The organism is Roseateles sp. Mitsp63 (assembly GCF_059491535.1).
The window spans coordinates 2,632,608-2,651,213 of the sequence record NZ_CP168509.1; the positions used below are offsets into that span (position 1 = coordinate 2,632,608).

At 69.1% G+C, this 18,606-nt stretch carries 16 protein-coding genes; 6 read left to right on the forward strand and 10 right to left on the reverse strand.

Annotated elements, in window-relative coordinates:
* Window positions 1-70: 70 nt before the first annotated feature.
* Together ACEN96_RS11585 and ACEN96_RS11590 are read right to left on the reverse strand one after the other, a co-directional pair.
* Entirely contained in the window at window positions 71-1,063 is a 993-nt protein-coding gene (locus tag ACEN96_RS11585) for an alpha/beta fold hydrolase (RefSeq protein ID WP_495588159.1), read from the reverse strand.
* Between the two features lie 147 nt (window positions 1,064-1,210).
* Window positions 1,211-1,705, reverse strand: coding sequence for a MarR family winged helix-turn-helix transcriptional regulator (locus ACEN96_RS11590; protein ID WP_495588160.1), 495 nt, complete (start codon window positions 1,703-1,705; stop codon window positions 1,211-1,213).
* A 190-nt stretch (window positions 1,706-1,895) separates the two neighbouring features.
* On the opposite strand from ACEN96_RS11590, the gene ACEN96_RS11595 reads away from it, so the two are divergent.
* A complete protein-coding gene (locus ACEN96_RS11595) occupies window positions 1,896-2,930 on the forward strand; it encodes a hypothetical protein (RefSeq protein WP_495588161.1) in 1,035 nt (344 codons plus the stop codon).
* Window positions 2,931-2,958: 28 nt separating this feature from the next.
* Here ACEN96_RS11595 and acpA read toward each other — a convergent pair whose 3' ends face one another.
* Window positions 2,959-4,665 (reverse strand): acid phosphatase, encoded by a 1,707-nt coding sequence (gene acpA, locus ACEN96_RS11600; protein ID WP_495588162.1) that lies wholly within the window; start codon window positions 4,663-4,665, stop codon window positions 2,959-2,961.
* A gap of 332 nt (window positions 4,666-4,997) precedes the next feature.
* On the opposite strand from acpA, the gene ACEN96_RS11605 reads away from it, so the two are divergent.
* Entirely contained in the window at window positions 4,998-6,218 is a 1,221-nt protein-coding gene (locus ACEN96_RS11605; protein ID WP_495588163.1) for a cytochrome-c peroxidase, read from the forward strand.
* 86 nt (window positions 6,219-6,304) lie between these two features.
* Window positions 6,305-7,390: a substrate-binding domain-containing protein gene (locus tag ACEN96_RS11610; protein ID WP_495588164.1), complete on the forward strand. Its 1,086-nt coding sequence runs from the start codon at window positions 6,305-6,307 to the stop codon at window positions 7,388-7,390.
* A gap of 7 nt (window positions 7,391-7,397) precedes the next feature.
* Here the strand turns inward: ACEN96_RS11610 and ACEN96_RS11615 are convergent, their stop codons facing one another.
* From ACEN96_RS11615 to ACEN96_RS11625, 3 genes are all read right to left on the reverse strand, one after another.
* Window positions 7,398-8,213 (reverse strand): class I SAM-dependent methyltransferase, encoded by an 816-nt coding sequence (locus ACEN96_RS11615; protein WP_495588165.1) that lies wholly within the window; start codon window positions 8,211-8,213, stop codon window positions 7,398-7,400.
* Window positions 8,214-8,311: 98 nt separating this feature from the next.
* Window positions 8,312-10,486 (reverse strand): TonB-dependent receptor, encoded by a 2,175-nt coding sequence (locus ACEN96_RS11620; protein WP_495588166.1) that lies wholly within the window; start codon window positions 10,484-10,486, stop codon window positions 8,312-8,314.
* 117 nt (window positions 10,487-10,603) lie between these two features.
* On the reverse strand, window positions 10,604-10,954 hold the full coding sequence (locus tag ACEN96_RS11625) for a hypothetical protein (protein WP_495588167.1): 351 nt from the start codon (window positions 10,952-10,954) through the stop codon (window positions 10,604-10,606).
* A 206-nt stretch (window positions 10,955-11,160) separates the two neighbouring features.
* Here ACEN96_RS11625 and lepB point away from each other — a divergent pair, with 206 nt between their 5' ends.
* Together lepB and ACEN96_RS11635 are read left to right on the forward strand one after the other, a co-directional pair.
* Window positions 11,161-11,841, forward strand: a complete 681-nt coding sequence (gene lepB / locus ACEN96_RS11630; RefSeq protein WP_495588168.1) for a signal peptidase I — start codon at window positions 11,161-11,163, stop codon at window positions 11,839-11,841.
* A gap of 109 nt (window positions 11,842-11,950) precedes the next feature.
* Window positions 11,951-12,661 carry a glutathione S-transferase N-terminal domain-containing protein gene (locus tag ACEN96_RS11635; protein WP_495588169.1) on the forward strand — a complete coding sequence of 237 codons (711 nt, stop codon included), beginning with the start codon at window positions 11,951-11,953 and terminating at the stop codon, window positions 12,659-12,661.
* Window positions 12,662-12,977: 316 nt separating this feature from the next.
* Here ACEN96_RS11635 and ACEN96_RS11640 read toward each other — a convergent pair whose 3' ends face one another.
* From ACEN96_RS11640 to ACEN96_RS11655, 4 genes are read right to left on the reverse strand one after another with little or no spacing between them, the layout of a single operon-like run.
* Window positions 12,978-13,220 (reverse strand): SlyX family protein, encoded by a 243-nt coding sequence (locus tag ACEN96_RS11640; protein WP_495588170.1) that lies wholly within the window; start codon window positions 13,218-13,220, stop codon window positions 12,978-12,980.
* Window positions 13,217-15,076, reverse strand: coding sequence for a DUF885 domain-containing protein (locus ACEN96_RS11645; RefSeq protein WP_495588171.1), 1,860 nt, complete (start codon window positions 15,074-15,076; stop codon window positions 13,217-13,219). The genes ACEN96_RS11640 and ACEN96_RS11645 overlap by 4 nt, the downstream gene beginning before the upstream one ends.
* A 43-nt stretch (window positions 15,077-15,119) precedes the next feature.
* A complete protein-coding gene (gene feoB, locus ACEN96_RS11650) occupies window positions 15,120-16,982 on the reverse strand; it encodes a ferrous iron transporter B (protein WP_495588172.1) in 1,863 nt (620 codons plus the stop codon).
* Window positions 16,975-17,292: a FeoA family protein gene (locus ACEN96_RS11655; protein WP_495588173.1), complete on the reverse strand. Its 318-nt coding sequence runs from the start codon at window positions 17,290-17,292 to the stop codon at window positions 16,975-16,977. Before ACEN96_RS11655 ends, feoB begins: the two co-directional genes overlap by 8 nt.
* Window positions 17,293-17,594: 302 nt before the next feature.
* Here ACEN96_RS11655 and ACEN96_RS11660 point away from each other — a divergent pair, with 302 nt between their 5' ends.
* Entirely contained in the window at window positions 17,595-18,587 is a 993-nt protein-coding gene (locus tag ACEN96_RS11660; protein WP_495588174.1) for a BMP family lipoprotein, read from the forward strand.
* The last annotated feature ends 19 nt before the right edge of the window (window positions 18,588-18,606 follow it).

Below are 18,606 nucleotides of genomic sequence, written 5' to 3' on the forward strand. Positions count from 1 at the left end.
CGTACCAAACGAATCGCGGGGGGGAACCCCGCGTCTCCCTTCCCCCGAAGGTGGGGGAAGGGCGCTCGCGTTATTGGCGGATGAAGGCCAGCAGGTCGGCGTTGAGCCGGTCCTTGTGCGTGTCGGTCAGGCCGTGCGGCGCGCCGGGGTAGACGATCAGCCGGGCACCGGGGATCAGGCGGGCCGAGGCGCGGCCCGAGATGTCGATCGGCACGATCTGGTCGTCATCGCCGTGGATCACCAGCGCGGGCTTGTCGATCTTCTTCAGGTCCTCGGTGAAGTCGGTCTCGGAGAAGGCCTTGATCGAGTCATAGGTGTTCTTGTGGCCGCCTTGCATGCCCTGAAGCCACCAGTTGTCGATCAGGCCCTGCGACACCTTCGCGCCCGGCCGGTTGAAGCCGTAGAACGGCCCGGCGGGGATGTCCTTGTACAGCTGCGAGCGGTTGGCGAGCTGCGCCGCGCGGATGCCGTCGAAGACGTCCTTGGGCACGCCGTTCGGGTTCTTGTCGGACTTGACCATGATCGGCGGCACGGCCGAGACCAGCACCGCCTTGGCCACGCGCGAGGTGCCATGGCGGCCGATGTAGCGGGCGACCTCGCCGCCGCCGGTGGAGAAGCCGACCAGCACCGCGTTCTTCAGGTCCAGCGTCTCGATGACGGTGGCCAGGTCGTCGGCGTAGTGGTCCATGTCGTTGCCGTCCCAGGGTTGGCTGGAGCGGCCGTGACCGCGGCGGTCATGCGCGATCACGCGGTAGCCCTGGTCGGCCAGGAAGATCATCTGCGACTCCCAGCTGTCGGAGTTGAGCGGCCAGCCGTGGCTGAACACGATGGGCTGGCCATTGCGGGGGCCCCAGTCCTTGTAGTAGAGCTGCACGCCGTCGCGGGTCGTGATGTAGGCGCCGGACGGACGGGCGTCGGAGGCCGATGCGGCGGCGCCGGCCGAGGCGCGGGAGCCCGCGGCCTGAGCGGGCGCCGCCAGCGAAGCCGCGGCCGCGACGGCGAGCGTCGACACGGCCAGCAGGCGGCGGCGGGACTGGCGGGCGAGGGTGGAGAAAGTGGTCATGGTGATGTCCTCTTCAGAGTGCAAGGGGGTGGTGGGTGGGAACTGCAAGGGAAAACGGATAGTGATGCGTTTGCAAATAATTAGTGTGCGAAGTAAATGGGAGGGAAAGGAACCGGGACAGGCGTTCGACGAAATGACGGATGGTTGTCAGCCGGCCTTGCGGGCCATGCGTTCGCGCAGCGCGAGGAGGCGGTCGCGCAGCTCGATGATCTCGGCGAGCTCGGTGTCCGAGGCGTCGACGATGCACTGCGGCAGATGGGTCGAGCGCTTGCGCAGCGCGCGGCCGGCGTCGGTCAGCGTGATCAGGACCTGGCGCTCGTCCTGCGGCGAGCGGTCGCGGCTGACGAAGCCCGCGGCCTCGAGCCGCTTGAGCAGCGGCGTGACGGTGGGCGAATCCAGGAACACCCGCGCGCCGATCTCGCCGACGCTGAGGCCGTCGCGCTCCCACAGCACCAGCATGACGAGGTACTGGGGGTAGGTCAGGTCCAGGTCCTTGAGCAGCTCGCGATAGACCTTGTTCAGGCCGAGCATCGTCGAGTAGATCGCGAAGCAGAGCTGCTGGTCGATCTCCTGCGGGACGCAGGCGTCGGCCGCGGCCGGCTTGTGCGACTTGGACTGCTTGGAGGAGGTGGTGCGTGCCATGGAGCGAAATTTAATTCGCATGCGAATGAATGGCAAGCGAATTGAATTGCCGGGGTTGCCGGCGGGGCTTCTCGGAAAGGACCGCGCACGCGAGGAGGGAGGGGCGGTACATCGCGCGCGGGTAGCATCCGCCGCACTGCGTGAGCGACGCAGTGGAGGGATCTCGGATGAAAACGCAGAAGGAGGACGCGTGAGCGGGAACAACGACGACACGGCCGCGGCGCCCGTGGCGCTGCAGCCCAGGGACCTGCCCGCGTGGCGGCGGATCAAGTGGATCGCGGCGGCGTCCGGGGCGCTGTACGGGCTCGCGATGCGGCTCGTCTTCGGCCATCTGGCGGAGCTGACGCGCTGGCTGGGGCTGTCCAAGGACACGGGCGACGTCATGAGCACCGGCTTCGTGCTGATGACGCCGGTGGTGGTGGGCGCGCTCACGGTCTACGTGATGCGCGGCATCCGGCCGACCTGGGGGCAGGCGATCTTCATGCCCTGGCGCTCCATCCTGCTCATGATGCTGGGCAGCATGGTGACGCTGCTCGAGGGCTCGATCTGCGTCATCCTGATGGCGCCGGCCTTCGTGGTCCTGGCCTCGCTGGGCGGCCTGCTGATGAAGGCGGCGCTGGAGACGACCCGCATCGGCACCGTCCGCGTCGGCGCGCTGGCGACGATGCCGCTGCTGTTCACGGTCCTCGTGGGGCCGATGACGAGCGAGCAATGGCAGCGCATCGACCGCGCCACGATCATCGACGCGCCGCCCGAGCGCATCTGGTCCGAGATCGTCGACGCGCGCGGCATCCGGCGCGAGGAGCTGCCCACGACGCTGATCCACCTGATCGGTGTGCCGCGTCCGGTCGAAGGGATCAACCGCATGACGCCGGAAGGCGAGGTGCGCGACTCGCGCTGGGAGCGCGGCGTCCACTTCCGCGGCCACGTCACGCAGCGCGTGGAAGGGCGGACGATCGCGTGGCGCTACGAGTTCAAGCCCGATTCATTCCCGCCGGGCACGATGGATGAACACGTGGTCGTGGGCGGACGCTACTTCGACCTCGGCGAGACCCGGTTCACGCTGACGCCGATCGACGCGGGGCATACGCGGCTCGAGGTCGAGGCCCACTACCGCGTGACCTCCGGCATCAACGCGTACGCGGTGCCGGTGGCGGGCCTGCTGGGACGGGACTTCGTCGACACGCTGCTGGCGCTGTACAAGCGCAGGAGCGAGGCGGGCTGAGCCCGCCTCCTCCCCGCGCCCGGCGCGCTTACTGCAGCGTCAGCGCGGCCGTCATGTCGCCCATCGGCTGGCCGCCGGCGGCCTTGAGCGCGTCGTCACGCTGCTTGAGGCCCGGCAGCAGGTCCAGGCCGAAACGGCGCGTGATCAGGCGCAGCACCGAGGCGGTGTCGTACGGCGTGTGATCGACCGTGCCCTTCTTCGAGAACGGCGAGATGATCAGCGCCGGGATCCGCGTGCCCGGGCCCACCTTGTCGCCCTTGGGCGGCGAGACGTGGTCCCACTGGCCGCCGTTCTCGTCGTAGGTGACGACGATGACCATGTTCTTCCACTGCGGGCTGGCCTGCAGCTTGGCCACGAGGTCCGTGATCTTCTGGTCCGCGTTGACGATGTTCGCGTAGCCCGGATGCTGGTTGTACAGGCCCTCCGGCTTGTAGAAGGCCACCGCGGGCAGGGTGCCCGCCGCCGCGTCCTTCACCAGGTCGTCGTAGTCCTTCAGGTGCGCCGCGCGGTCCGCGGCGTTCTTCACCGGGTCCATGTTGGCGTAGTAGTTGAACGGCTGGTGGTGCGTCTGGAAGTCCACCGCGTCCGTGGCCGCGACGCCATTGGCGTTGCCCGCGTAGATCACCGTGCGCTTGGCGGTGGCGGCCTGCTGGCCGTCCTTCGCCGCGGCGTTCCACGAGCCCGCGTACCAGGCCCAGCTGACGTTCTTCGCCGTCAGCAGGTCGCCGATGTTCTTCTGCGTCTGCGGCGGCAGCGTGGTGGCCTTGCCGGTGTCCGCGTACATCGCGTCGTTGCCGTTCAGGTCCGCCGGCGCGTTGCCGCTCGGCTGGAAGGCCGGCTGCATCGTGTTGACGGCGTAGAACTTGTTGTCGCCGAAGTAGTTGGCCGGCGTGATGTTGCCCGGGCCCGCGAAGGTCGGCGCGCCATCCAGCGCCGAGGCCTTGCTCGTCGCCGCCAGCGTGAGGTTGGTGGTGTACGAGCCGTCGGCGTTCTTGTCGACGATCTGGATCGTGGGCTTGGCCGCGGCGGTGTCGGCGTTCGGATACTCCGGCACGCAGGCGCAGATCAGATACTGGTGGTTCAGGAAGGAACCGCCGAAGGCGCCCTGGAAGAAGTGGTCCGCCAGCGTGTACTGCTGGGCGAGCTTGTACAGCGGCGAGGCGCTGTAGTCGAAGTAGCCCATGACCAGGCCGCCCGAGTCGGCGAAGGCGGCGAACATGTCGTTCTTGCCGCCGTTGATCTGCATCTGGTTCTCGAAGAAGCGGTGGTACATGTCGCGCGTGACGACGGTGCCATCGATCGTCGCGTTGGCGCTGGCCTGGAAGGCGGTGCCGACGTTGAAGGGCGCGTTGGCCAGGCCGGCGCTCTGCGCCTGCGACACGGTGACCGCGCTGCCCGGCATCGTCACGCCGCCCCAGACCGGCGGCAGCGTGGCCAGCGCCTGGCCGTTGCGGTCCTTCTGCGCGATGTAGGCGGCGGTCGGCTTGCCATCGCTGCCGATGACGGTGCCCAGGCCGTCGGCGCCGGGGAAGTTGCCGTAGAGGTTGTCGAAGGCGCGGTTCTCGGCGTAGATCACGACGATGTTCTGCACGTTGTTCTGCAGCGCGACGGTCGGATCCACCGTCGCGGTGTCATCGCCGTCCTTGCCGAGGCAGCCGCCCAGCATCAGCATCGCGCCCAGCGCGAGAGGGGTCAGCGCCATCGTCAGGCGCGGGGCACGGATAGAAGTCTTCATTGAGGGAGCTCCAACAGAGGAATTGGCGGACGGCGCGCAGCTTCGTTTCGCCGCGTGACACGTCCGTGTCATTCCTCATCGGTACACCGTTGTTTGCGCACAGATCCTGCGCAATGCGTGATGGACGCGTTAAGAAGATTGCGTGATCCCGTTATTTTGTTGCTGTTTCGTTGCTGACTGCCGTGATTCCACCGACCGCCACCCCCTCTGCCGATCCTTCCCGCGACAAGCCCCTCGCGCCACGCGCGCCACTCGCCCATCGGTGGGGGAAGGCCGCCACCTTGGCCGCGGGCGCGATGGCCTGTCTCGCCCTTGGGGCGGGTCTTGGCTTGATGGCGGCACCCGTGGCGGCCTCCGGCACGGTGACCGCCGCGGCCACGGCACCCCGGCCCTTCTATGCAACGGCCTTCGAGCGCCGCCCCGACGCGAACGCGCTGACCGAGCTCGGCCGCAAGCTGTTCTTCGACAAGGCGCTGTCGGCCTCGGGCACGATGGCCTGCGCGTCCTGCCACGACCCCGCGCATGCCTACGGACCACCGAACGCGCTGGCGGTGCAGCCCGGCGGCGTCACGGGTACGGTGCCCGGCCTGCGCGCGGTGCCGTCGCTGATGTACCGGCAGCAGACGCCGCAGTTCTCGGAGCACTTCTTCGACAACGACGGCGACGACAGCCTGGACCAGGGCCCGACCGGCGGCTTCGCCTGGGATGGCCGCGCGGCATCGGCGCACGAGCAGGCCGAGGCGCCGCTGCTGTCGCCGTTCGAGATGGCCAACACGGACCGCGGCGCGGTGGTGAAGCGGATGCAGGCATCGCCGAACGCGGCCGCGTTGCGCGAGGCGTTCGGCCCGCATCTGTTCGACGACGCCGGCCTGGCCTGGAACGCGCTGGTGCTGTCGCTGGAGGTGTTCCAGCAGAGCCCGAAGGACTTCGCGCCGTTCAGCAGCCGCTACGACGCCTACCTGCGCGGCCAGGGCGCGCTGACGCCGCGGGAGGCGCGCGGGCTGGCGCTGTTCGAGGACAAGGGGAAGGGGAACTGCGCGTCCTGCCACGTGAGCACGATCAAGCGCGGCGCGTTCCCGGTGTTCACCGACATGGGCCACATCGCGATCGGCGTGCCGCGCAATCCGGCGATCCCGGCCAACCGCGATCCGGCCTTCCACGACCTGGGCACCTGCGGACCCTTGCGCACCGACCTGAAGGACCACCCCGAGTACTGCGGCCTGTTCAAGACGCCGTCGCTGCGCAACGTGGCGACGCGGCAGGTGTTCTTCCACAACGGCGCGATGCGCTCGCTGGAGGAGGCGGTGCGCTTCTACGCGCAGCGCGACACCAATCCCGGCCGCTACTACGCGCGCGGCGCCAAGGGACGCGTGCAGCCCTACGACGACCTGCCGGAGCAGTACCGGCGCAACCTCAATGTCGAGCGGCCCTTCGGAGGGAAGCCCGGCGGCCAGCCGTCGCTGAGCGAGGCCGAAATCAAGGACATCGTCGCGTTCCTGAGGACCCTGGACGACGCGCCCGCGACGGCGCGTCCGGCCGCGGCGGCCCGCTGAAGAGACCCCGGCGGCTCCCCCCGTACTTGCACGATGTCGCCGCTGGCGCGACAGGCGCAAGATCGCGTCCCGAGGAGACACATTCGATGCATGTCCGCCGCGCCGCCGGGCTGTCCCGTCGCGCCGTCCTGATGACGGCCGCCGTGCTTCTTTCCCTCGGCGGCAGCGCCCTCGCGTCGCAGGCCAGCGCGCCGGCCGCCGCGAGCCGCGACAAGGAGCGTCCCCGCCGCGTCACCTTCATCGCGCAGGACTTCCGCAATGGCGGCATCGCCGCGGTGTTCCGCGGCTTCGAGGAGGCCTGCCGCGAACTGGGCTGGACACTGACGACCAGCAATGCCAGCGGCGAGCGCGCGCGGGTGCGCGCGTTCTTCGAGCAGGCGATCGCCGGCGACTCCGACGGCATCGTGCTGGGCGGCTTCAATGAATCCGACGTCGCCGACCTGATGCCGCAGGCCTCAAGCGCGGACAAGCCGGTGCTGGTGGGCTGGCACGCGGCCGCCCATCCAGGCGCGACCCCGCTGCTCTACGCCAACATCACGACCGATCCGGCCGCGGTGGCGGAGAAGGCGGTGGATCTGGTGCTCAAGTCCGACCGGCCGCGCCTGGGCGTCGTGATCTTCGGCGACAGCCGCTTCGAGATCGCCAACGTGAAGACGCGACGCATGGCCGAGGTGCTGCAGCGCTGCGGCCGCTGCGAGGTGCTGTCCATCGAGGACCTGCCGATCTCCGACGCGGCGCGCGACATGCCCGCCGCGCTGACGCGCCTGCAGCAGCGCTTCGGCGCGCGCTGGACCCACGTGCTCGCGATCAACGATGTCTACATGGACTCGCTGAGCTTCCCGCTGCGCGCGATGCAGCGGACGGACATCGTCGGGATCGCCGCGGGCGACGGCTCGCGCACCGCGCTGAGCCGCATCCGCTCGGGACGCTCGATGCAACTGGCGACGATCGCGGAACCGATGGGCCTGCAAGGCTGGCAACTGGCCGACGAGCTGCGCCGCGCCTTCGCCGCGATGCCGGCCAGCGGCCGTGTCGCGCAACCGATCGCCGTGACGACGCAGCTGCTGCAAGGCCTGCCCCCGCTCGGCAATGTCGACGACCGGCTGCTCTATCGCGAGAACTATCGCGTGGAGTGGTTCGGCAGCCCCGAGACGCGCGTGCCGCGGCGCTGAAAGCCGCTCACTCGGCCTTCTTCCTGCAGAAGAACTCCCACACCGATTTCGGCCTGCCGTAGCGGCTCAGCGTGCGCTTGGCCAGGTGCTCGATCTCGAAGCACGCGGCAAGCGACTCCTCCAGCTTCTCGCGCGTGAAGAACTGCTTGGCGACGCCGTCGACCACCACCAGTTCCCATGCCGAGGCATCGTCCGGCGCGCCGTAATGCCAGTCATCAGCCGCGTTGACGCAGCCAATCAACTTGCCGTTCGGCGCCAGCACGCGCGCGATCTCGCACAGCGCGCGGCGCGTGTCCTCACGATCGAAGTAATGCAGCGACAACTGCGCCACCGCCAGATCAAACTCACCATCGGCCAGCATCGGCATCGCCCGCACGTCGGCCAACAACGGCCTCGCCCCCGGCGACTGCTGCCGGCAACGCGCCAGCGCCTCCGCCGATATGTCCATCGCCGTGACCTCCACCCCCAGATCCAGCAAGGCCGCCGTCTCCCAGCCATCACCACACCCAATGTCCAACGCGCGCCGCACACCAGGCAGGCGATGACGCCAACCATCCAGCCACGCATCCTGGCGACTCAGCGGGTGGGCAGCGTAGCGACGGTTCCAGATGTCGCGGGGGGATTCCTCCACGTCGGGAGACCGAGCGGAAGCCGGAGGCGCCGGGGCCCCTTTCCGCTCAAACGCCTGCGCCCGCTCGGCATTCGCTTCAAGGGGCCCCGGCGCCTCCGGCTTCGAACCGTCGCGGGACTTCGGGCCATCGGCAGGCGTCGAGGCGTCGAGCGGGTCGTCGGGAGCAATGAAGTCAGGCGGCGTCGCGGTCATGCGGCGCAGCCTACCGCGATCACGAACAATCCGCCGTGCGCCGGCCCACGTTCGCCCAATCCAGGCGACAGGGCCGGCCCCGCAGCGGCCTCGCGGCGTCAGAACTCCTTCGTCAAGCTCACGTAGACCGTGCGGCGTTGACCGTATTGCGGCGCGCCAACGCCAATGCCCGAGCCGTCACGCAACTGATAAACCCGGTCGAACAGGTTGACCACCGACAGGCGCGCCTCCACCGGACCCCCGCCACCCAGATCGAAACGCTTGCTGACATCGGCATTGACGCTGGTGTACGAGGGCAGGTGGGTGGTGTTGGCGAAGCCATTGCGCAGACCCGTGCCGAACAGCGCGCTCGCACCCACCGCGTAACCCTCGGCCAGCCGCACGTTGACACCGGCCGAGGCGCTCAGCTTCTGCTCATGATCCAGGTGCACCCAGTTGCCGGCGATGAAGTCCAACTCGTCCTGCTCGAAGTTGAACTGGCCCGTCTCCACCTGCTTGGCGCGCGCATGGACGGTGCCGAGGTTGGCGTAGGCGGACCAGTCCTTCTCCTTGTAGCTGGCCGAGAGGTCGACGCCATAGATGCGCCCATGCGCGTAGTTGAAGGCCGAGTAGATCAGCGCGTTGCCGAACTGGCCCTCGTCCTGCAGATGCTGCACCGCGCGGTAGTAGCCATCGATGCCCAGCGTGAGCTTGGACGTGACCTGCCAGGCCGCGCCTGCGTCGTAGTAGTTGGAGCGCTCGGCGCGCACCGCCGTGTTGGCGTCCGAAGGCAGCGCGTTGGTCGTGCCCGCGAAGGCCGCCACCGAGGTGGTGTCGATCTTCTCGGTCGGCGGCGGCGTGAAGTAGCGCGCATAGCCGGCGTGCAGGCGCAGCGCCGGCGTCGCGTCCCACACCAGGCCGACGCGCGGGCTGAGCTGATGCTCCTTCGAGACCGTGTCCACCTGGTCATAGCGCACGCCGTAGTTCAGCGTCAGCGCGCGGTCCAGCTTCCACTCGTCCTGCAGGTAGGCGCCCCACAGGTGACCGCCCAGCCGGCCGCCGTCGGCGATGGACACGGGCGTGGTGCCCGCCTGGTTGCCGTCGGCGTCGGCCGGGAAGACCAGCGCGCCGTCGCGCGTGCTGGCGTGCTCGCGCTGCGCGAAGAGGCCGGTGCGCAGCGTGTGCGCGCTGTCCAGGCGCCAGCTCAGGTCGGCCTGGACGCCGTTGGCCTCGTTGCGGCGCAGGATGTCCGCGGCGACGCCCAGGTACTGCAAATCGCCGACCGGGTCCGGCGAGTAATGCACATCGGTCGTGCGGTGGAACAGCGAGACCTGGTAGTCCACGTTGCTGCCGATGACGCTCTGGTAGCTGAGCACCGCGAAGCGGTTGCGCTCGCGCTGGCGCGCGTCCAGGGTGCTCGAGTCCTTGTCCGGCGTGTCGGCCAGCGTGAACGCGGTCGACTGCCCCGGCGAGTTGGGGATCTGGAAGCGGTTGTTGGTGATGCCCGCCATCGCGGTGATGCGGCTGTCGTCGCCGATCAGGTAGGACACCAGGCCGAAGGCCTTGCCCTGATGGGTGCGGTCATGCAGCGCGTCGCGCGACGGCGTCGGATTCTCGATGCCCAGGTCGTTGCCGAGGTAGGAGCCGCTGAACTCGTAGCTGAGCCGGCCCTGGCTGCCATGCAGCGAGAGGTCCAGTTCGCGCGAGCGCTGCGTGCCCACGGTGACGCCGACGCTGCCGGCGATGGGCTTGTCATCGGCATCGACGCCCTTGGTGGTGATGTCCACGATGCCGGCGGTCCGGTACCCGTATTGCGCGGGCAGCGCGCCGGTGAGCAGGCTGATGCTGTCGGCGAAGCGCGTCTCCAGCGTCTGGCCGAAGCCGCTGATGGCTTCCGGGACGACGACGCCGTTGATGCGGTACTGCAGGTTGGCGTGATCGCCGCGCACGTGCAGGCCGCCGTAGGAGTCCTGCACGACGCCCGGCGTCTGCAGCAACACCTGGTTCAGCGGCGTGTCGTCGCCTTGCGGCAGGCGGGCGATGTCGTTCTTGTCGAACTTGTAGATCGTGCTGCCGGTGTCTGGCGAGAGGCCGTTGCGCGCGGCGTCGAGCCGGCCGCGCGCGCCCTGGACCTGGACGGTGGGCAGCGGATTGCCGGCGGCGGGCGTCGGGCTGGCGGACGAGGACGCGGTGGCGGGGGAGGCCGCTTCATCGGCGCGCGCGGGCAGCGCGTGAAGCAGCGGATAGGCGATGGACAGGGACAGCGCGAGCACGCGCAGCGGAGGCAGGGCCATGGTGGTGGATCTCTGAAAACGGTCGGACGGACGCGGGCCGCCGATCGCGGCGTGCCGGCGCGGCTTCAGCGAAGCGCGCGGACGTGGCCGGACGGCGATGCGGTCAGGGGAGCGAGGTCAGAGGAGGGCGGGCGGACCGCGGCTGCGCGGCAGCGGCGCAGGCTCCGGACGCGAGGCGGTCTCGGCGGCCGGGGCCTGGACGTGGATGGCCTCGGCCAGCGCGAGCACGGGCGGCTCGGAGCGCGCCGAGGCGGCCAGGTCGTCGAAGGCGAGGCAGACCTCGCAGAGCTGATCGGCGGAACGCTCGTCCGGATCGGCATGGGCGCGGCCGTCGTCGTGCGCGAAGGTGGCGCCCGACGGCGCATGACCCCGCGCATCGGTCAGGTGACCGAAGCCATGCCACACCGCGCCCTGCTGCGACAGCAGCATGAACAGCGGGAGCAGCAAGTGCAGGAGGTGCTTGCGCATGGGGCGGGATTATGGGCGCCGAACGCGGGCGGACCGAAGGTCAGCCTGTCCCGAAGCTGTCGGGAAGCTGTCGGTCATTCCCCCGTTGCACCGCCGTTGCACCGCCATTGACGCGCGGATTCCCGCCACTCGCCGCACGCCGGGCCAAGCCCGCACGGCCGCTCGCTACAACGGAGCCCGTCGTCCACTTTTCTTGGAGATTCCCGATGAAGCTCCCTGTCACCGCCTGGCTCCGCGAGAACCGCAGCTTCCTGCTGTTCGTGGCGGGCTTCCTGTTCTTCCGGACCGCGATCGCCGACTGGAATCCGGTCCCCACCAGTTCGATGCGGCCAACCATCCTGGAAGGCGATGTCGTCTTCGTCGAGCGCGTCGCCTACGACTGGAAGCTGCCGCTGACCGACATCTCGGTGCGGCGCGTGGGCGAGCCGCGGCGCGGCGATGTCGTGACCTTCGGTTCGCCGCGCGATGGCACGCGGCTGATCAAGCGCGTGGTGGCCGTGCCGGGCGATACCGTGGAGCTGCGCGGCGACCGGCTGATCCTCAACGGCGAGGCGGCGACCTACGCGCCGCTGGCCGAGGTGGAGGAGCTGCTGGCGCCCGGCATCGAGGTGCGCGGCGTGCGCGAGATGGAGCAGTGGGGCGGGCAGCGCCACGTCGTCCAGTTCCTGCCCGACATTCGCGCGCGGCGCGATTTCGGTCCGGTCACGGTGCCGCCTGATCAGTACTTCATGATGGGCGACAACCGCGACAACAGCGAGGACTCTCGCTTCATCGGCCTGGTGCCGCGCCGGCTGATCATCGGCCAGGCGCATCGGGTGCTGGTGTCGGCCGACATCACGGCCCGCTGGGCGCCGCGCTGGGACCGCTTCGCGTCGCCGTTGCGTTGACCGCCCGCGGCACGGATCGCATTGACCCGTGCCGGGCAGGGTCTCTGCGACGGCCCCGAGAATGGCCCGTCGCCAGACATCCCTCACACAACGATCCGACGGAACCCCCATGACGGACCTGTCCCGCTTTCCCATCACGAAGAAGTGGCCCGCGCAGCACCCCGAGCGCCTGCAGCTGTATTCACTGCCGACACCCAACGGCGTGAAGATCTCGATCGCGCTCGAGGAACTGGGCCTGCCCTACGAGCCGCACCTGGTCAGCTTCCAGACGGACGACCAGTTCACGCCCGAGTTCCTCTCGCTGAACCCGAACAACAAGATCCCCGCGATCATCGATCCCGACGGCCCGGGCGGCGCGCCGCTGCCGCTGTTCGAGTCCGGCGCGATCCTGGTCTATCTGGCCGAGAAGACCGGCAAGCTGATCCCGCAAGACCCGGCACGGCGCTACGAGACGCTGCAATGGGTGATGTTCCAGATGGGCGGGATCGGGCCGATGTTCGGGCAGGTCGGCTTCTTCCATAAATTCGCCGGCAAGGACTACGAGGACAAGCGGCCTCGAGACCGCTACCTGGCCGAGTCCAAGCGCCTGCTGGGCGTGCTCGAGCAGCGCCTGACCGGCCGCGGCTGGATCATGGGCGACGAGTACACGATCGCCGACATCGCGATCTGGCCCTGGGTCAACAACCTGGTCGGCTTCTACGGCGCCGGCGAGCTGGTGGGCTTCAGCGAGTTCAAGGAAGTGCAGCGCGTGCTCGCGGCCTTCCTGGCGCGCGATGCGGTCAAGCGCGGGCTCAACATCCCGGCGCGCCCGGCGAGCTGAGTTCTCTCATTCCCTCTCCCGCTTGCGGGAGAGCAACCGTGTCAAGCGCTGCTGCTCACCAACTCCCTCGCCCCGCTGGGGCGAGGGGGTAAGAAGGAGCGAGCGTTGCCGGCAAGAACTCCCTCGCCCCCCGCGAGGGGGGAGAGGGCAGGGGAGAGGGGGTGCTTCGAAGGGCAGCAGCGCTGTGGCACGAGCCCCCTCTCCCCTCCCTCTCCCCGCTGGGGCGAGGGGGTAATACGGGCGGCGCTCGATCGTCTGACCCCCTCGCCCGCTTGCGGGAAAGGGAGGGGTGAGGGCCAGCAGCCGTCGCAGGATTTCAATAATGCGGCGGCAGCTCATCGCGCAGCGAGCCCGCGCCGTCGCCTCTGCCGTCGGGCACCTGCTTGCGCAGTTGCGCGATCTCCCGCACCAGCGCGTCGATCTGCTCCTGCTGTTTCGCGACCTGCGCGTTCAGATGATCGACCAGGTCCTCGGCGAAGCTCGCCTTGATCTCGAGCTCCGTGATCCGCGCCTCGAGCACCCGAACCTCCGCCGCGTCCGCACCCCCATCCGCGCTCATGGCTGCGCCTTCGCCGGCGACCCCGACATCAGCTCGGCGATCACCGGCACCGGCGCGTTCCCATAGCTCAGGAACTGCTCGTTGAAGTCCTTCAGCCTGAAGTCCTTCCCCTGCGCCTGCTTGCGCTGCTCGCGCAGTTCCATGATGTCGCTGTAGCCGCTGAAGTAGCTCGTCAGTTGCACCGACGTCAGCTGCACCCGCCGCCATTTCTCGCGCGCCTCGCGCTCGGTCTGGAACGCCTGTCGCATGAGCAGGTCCAGCGCCTGCTGTTCGCTCATCCCCAGCACATGAACGCTGTAGTCGAGGATCGTGTTGGTGACGCTGCGCAAATTCCACTTGCCCCACATCAGCCACATCTCCGGCGCGTTCCCGCCGTAGCCCGACTCGAGCATCATCCGCTCGCCATACACCGCCCAGCCCTCGACCATCGCGCCGTTGCCGAACAGCGTCTTCACCAGCGACGGCGACTTGTTGGCATGCACCAGCTGCGTGTAATGCCCGGGCACCGCCTCATGGATGTTGAGGATCTGCAGGATCCAGCGGTTGTACTCGCGCAGCGTGCTCTCGGCCTGCTCCGGTGTCAGGTCATCCAGCGGCGTGACGTTGTAGTAAGTGCGGTCCTGCGGCCGGTAAGGCCCGGGCGCCTCGATCCCCGCGCCCGCCACGCCGCGCTGGTACACCGGCGTCTCGCGCACGATCAGCGGCTTGCTCTTGTCCTGCGTCAGCAGGTCGTGCTCGTCGATCCAGCGCTCCAGCTGCGGGATCTGCGCGCGGATCTCGGTGACGAAGTTCTCGCGCTTGACGTGCTGCTCGCTGAGCTTGCCGATCACCGCGCCAATGCGTGCGATGCGGTCCTCGGGCTTGGGCGCGTCGCCCATCGTCTGCGTCCACAGCTGATCGGACAGCTGCGCCATCCGCGTCAGCAGCGCCTCGCGCGCCTTCAGCGCGCGCTGGTACATCTGCTCGGCCGAATGCGTCGACTGGATGTCGTAGCCGAATTTCTTCTCATACAGCGCCTGGCCGAGCCGGAAGCTGCGCGCCTTGCCGCTGGCCTGGCCGTCGGCGAGCAGCTTCCTGAGCTGCGCGCGATAGTCCTCGACGGCCGCCTTCGCGGCCGCGATGCGTTCGTCGAGCTGCCGGCGCTCGGCCGGCGTCAGCGACGCGGCGTCCGCGCCCTGCGCGGCCTTGCCGACCTCGTCCAGCACGCTGAGCACGCCCGGCGCCTGGTCGATCGCCAGCTGCGTGTGCTCCAGCGTCGGCTGCCTGAGCAGCGCCGCGCCGGCGCGGTAGTACGCCGGCACCTTCGCCAGCCGGGCCGAGATCGTCTTCAGACGCGCCGGCAGCGGCGCGTAATCGGTCGCGAGGATGTAGTCGATCGGACCGGCGATGTTCAGGTAGGACGGATTCCACTCGAACTCGCGCAGCTCGGCCAGCTGGAAGCGGTCGCTGCGCAGCTTGTTGAGCAACTGGCCGAGGTCGGTGCGCGAGGCCGCGCTCAGCGCGGCAGGGTCGACGGCCTCGAAGCGCTTGAGCCAGTCGGCGGTGAAGGCCAGCGCGCGGGCGCGCATCGCGCGATCGGGCGCGGGCAGCTCGGCGGCGTATTCATAACGGCCGGCGCTGATCGCGGCATCCGGGTCCTCGCGCCACAGCGCCTCGATGTAGTCGTTGGCCAGGCGCTGGAAGCGCGTGTCCGCATCGGCGGCCGCGTCGGGCTCCGGCTTGATGAGGCTTCGCGTCGGCTTGACGGGCGCGTCGGCCGCCAGGACGGGGTCCGCGTTCAGCGCGCCGAGCGCGGTCAGCGCGGCCACGGCCAGCGCGGAGAAGGACAGCCGGGAAGGAGTGGGGCGTTTCATCATGGGGCGCGAGCATAGCCCCACCGCGCTCCGCCTTCGAGTGCCGTCAGCCGATGATCCAGCGCGCGATGTGGAAGGTCGCCCAGGACGCGCCGTAGGCCAGCGCGAAGAGGTAGGCCAGCATGATCGCGGGGATCTTGTAGCCGCCGGTCTCGCGCTTCACCGCGGCGATCGTCGACACGCACTGCGGCGCGAAGATGAACCAGGCCAGCAGCGAGAACGCGGTCGGCAGGCCCCAGCTCGACGCGATCAGCGGCGTGAGCGCCTGCGCCGCCTCGTCGCCGGTGGCCGACAGCGAGTACACCGTGCCCAGCGCGCTGACGACGATCTCGCGCGCCGCCATGCCGGGCACCAGCGCCAGGCTGATCTGCCAGTTGAAGCCGATGGGCTCGAAGATCCAGGCCAGTCCGCGGCCGAGGTAGCCGGCGAAGCTGTACTCGATCGCCGGGCCGGTGGCGCCCTCGGGCGCCCCCGGGAAGGTCGACAGCACCCACAGCAGCAGCGTCAGCGCCAGGATGATGCCGCCCACGCGCTTGAGGAAGATCTCCGCGCGCTGCAGCAGGCCGATGGCGATGTTGCGCGCATGCGGCCAGTGGTAGCTGGGCAGCTCCATCATCAGCGGCCGCACCTGGCGGCCGGCATCGGTGAAGCGCTTGAGCACCCAGGCCACCGCCATCGCCACCAGGATGCCGGCGAAGTACAGCACGAACAGCACCAGCCCCTGCAGCTCGATCCCGCCCCACAGCTCGCGCTGCGGAATGAAGGCGCCGATCAGCAGCGCGTACACCGGCAGCCGGGCCGAGCAGGTCATCAGCGGCGCGATCAGGATGGTGACCAGCCGGTCGCGCGCGTTGGCGATCGAGCGCGTCGCCATGATCCCGGGGATCGCGCAGGCGAAGCTGGACAGCAGCGGGATGAAGCTGCGGCCCGACAGCCCCACCGAGCCCATCAGCCGGTCCAGCAGGAAGGCCGCGCGCGGCAGGTAGCCCGATTCCTCCAGCAGCAGGATGAAGAAGAACAGGATCAGGATCTGCGGCAGGAACACCAGCACGCCGCCGACGCCCGCGATCAGGCCATCGACCACCAGGCTGCGCAGATGGCCCTCGGGCAGCAGCGCGCCGGCCTGCTCGCCGAGCCAGCCGGTGCCGGCCTCGATCCAGCCCTTGGGCACCTCGGCCCACGCGAACACCGCCTGGAACAGGAAGAACAGCAGCACCGCCAGCAGGATCGGGCCGACGACCGGATGCAGCACGACGCGGTCCAGCCTGTCGCTGGGCAGTTCGCCCTGCAGCTGGTCCAGGCCGAGCTCCTTGAGGATGTGATTGATGCGGGCCGTGTCCTCGCCCTCGGGCACCGTCGACGCGGCGGCCCAGCGCTCGGGCTGGTCCAGCAGCGCGCGCAGGTCGTCCAGGCCGGCGCCGTCCGTCGCGACGGTGCGGATCACCGGCACGCCCAGCAGCGCGCCGAGTTTTTCGGTGTCGATCTCGATGCCGCGGCGCTGGGCCAGGTCGGCCATGTTCAGCGCGACCACGCAGGGCAGGCCCTGGCGCTGCACCGACAGGAACAGGCGCAGGTTGCGGCGCAGGTTGGTCGCGTCCAGCACGCACACGACCAGGTCGGGCCGCTTCTCGCCGGTGGCGCGGCCGGCCAGCACATCGACGGTCACGCGCTCGTCCGGCGAGCGCGGATACAGCGAGTAGGTGCCCGGCAGGTCCAGCACGCGCAGCAGCTTGCCCGCCGCCGTCTTCAGGCGGCCTTCCTTGCGCTCGACGGTCACGCCGGCGTAGTTGGCGACCTTCTGCCGGCTGCCCGTGAGCCGGTTGAACAGCGCGGTCTTGCCGCAGTTCGGATTGCCGACCAGCGCCAGCAGCGGCCCGGCCGGATGGATGTGGACGACGGCCTCACGCATGAGCGGCTCCGGCAGCCACGCCGGCCTCGGCCGGCACGGTCAGCCCGCCCGCGCCGCCGCCTTCCAGCACCACGCAGTCCGCCTCGGCGCGGCGCAGCGCGAAGGTCGACTGGCCGATGCGCACCACCAGCGGATCCGCGCCCGGCATCGCCCGCGCCAGCACGGCGACATGCTCGCCCGGCACGAAGCCGAGTTCCTCCAGCCACTGCTTCCATTCCGGCGCATGGGCCGGCGCCTGCAGCGCCTTGACGCGGTGCGCCTGGCCGATGTCGGCCTGGGCGAGGGTGGGGACGGGAAGAACAGCGCTCATGTCGTCGGAGTGGCCCGCGGGCTTGCGAAGCGAAACATTCTAAATGATAGTGATTCTCAACTTGCCGTGCATGCCCGGGGTGAGGGTTCGGTCAACCTTGGGGCGGACTGCGGAGAAGCCGTGAGCGATGGAACCGAAGCCGGCTTTCAATCCCTCTTCCAGGTCGGCGTCAATGACTCTCCTTAGTGAAGCGGCCCTTGATTTGATGAGCGCGCAAACGTTTAGCGTTTTCCTTGACGTCGCTTACACTCGCGCCTTCATAAAATGCCCGGTTGCTCCTCACCCTCGCAACGAGACCGCAAATGATGAAGCCCTCCCTGTCGTTCTCCCCGATCGCCGCTGGACTGGCCCTGGCCCTGTTGGCTGGCGCGGCGGCCGCGCAGACCACCCCGGCGGTGATCTTCGACATGGGCGGCAAGTTCGACAAGTCGTTCAACGAGGCCGCCTACCGCGGCGTCGAGCAGTGGAAGAAGGACACCGGCGGCAAGTACCTCGAGTTCGAGATCAGCAACGAGACCCAGCGCGTGCAGGCCATCCGCCGCATGGCCGAGCGGGGCGCGAGCCCGATCATCTCGGTCGGTTTCGCGCAGGCCTCGGCGCTGAACCAGGTCGCCAAGGACTTCCCCAAGACCCGGTTCGTCATCATCGACGAGAAGGTCAACCAGCCCAACGTGCAGTCGGTGCTGTTCAAGGAGCAGGAAGGCAGCTTCCTCGTCGGCGCGCTGGCCGCGCTGACCAGCAAGACCGCCAAGGTGGGCTTCGTCGGCGGCATGGACATCCCGCTGATCCGCAAGTTCGAGTGCGGCTATGAGCAGGGCGCGAAGGTCGCCAATCCCAAGGTCGAGGTCTTCAAGAACATGACCGGCACGACCGCCTCGGCCTGGAACGATCCGACCCGCGGCGGCGAGCTGGCCAAGGCGCAGTTCGCCAAGGGCGTGGACGTGGTGTTCGCCGCGGCCGGCGGCACCGGCGTCGGTGTCTATCAAGCCGCCAAGGACGCCGGCAAGCTCGCCATCGGCGTGGACAGCAACCAGAACCACCTGCAGCCCGGCACCATGCTGAGCTCGATGGTCAAGCGCGTGGACGTGGCCGTCTACAACGTGCTCAAGGAATGGAAGCCCGGCATCAGCGTGCTGGGCCTGAAGGAAGGCGGCGTGGAGTACGCCGTCGACGCCAACAACGCCAAGCTGATCGCGCCCGCGGTCAAGGCCAAGGTCGACGCCTACAAGGCCGACATCATCGCCGGCAAGATCAAGGTCGCCGACTACATGGCGGACAACGCCTGCAAGAACTGACCCTCGCGAGCGAGCGTTC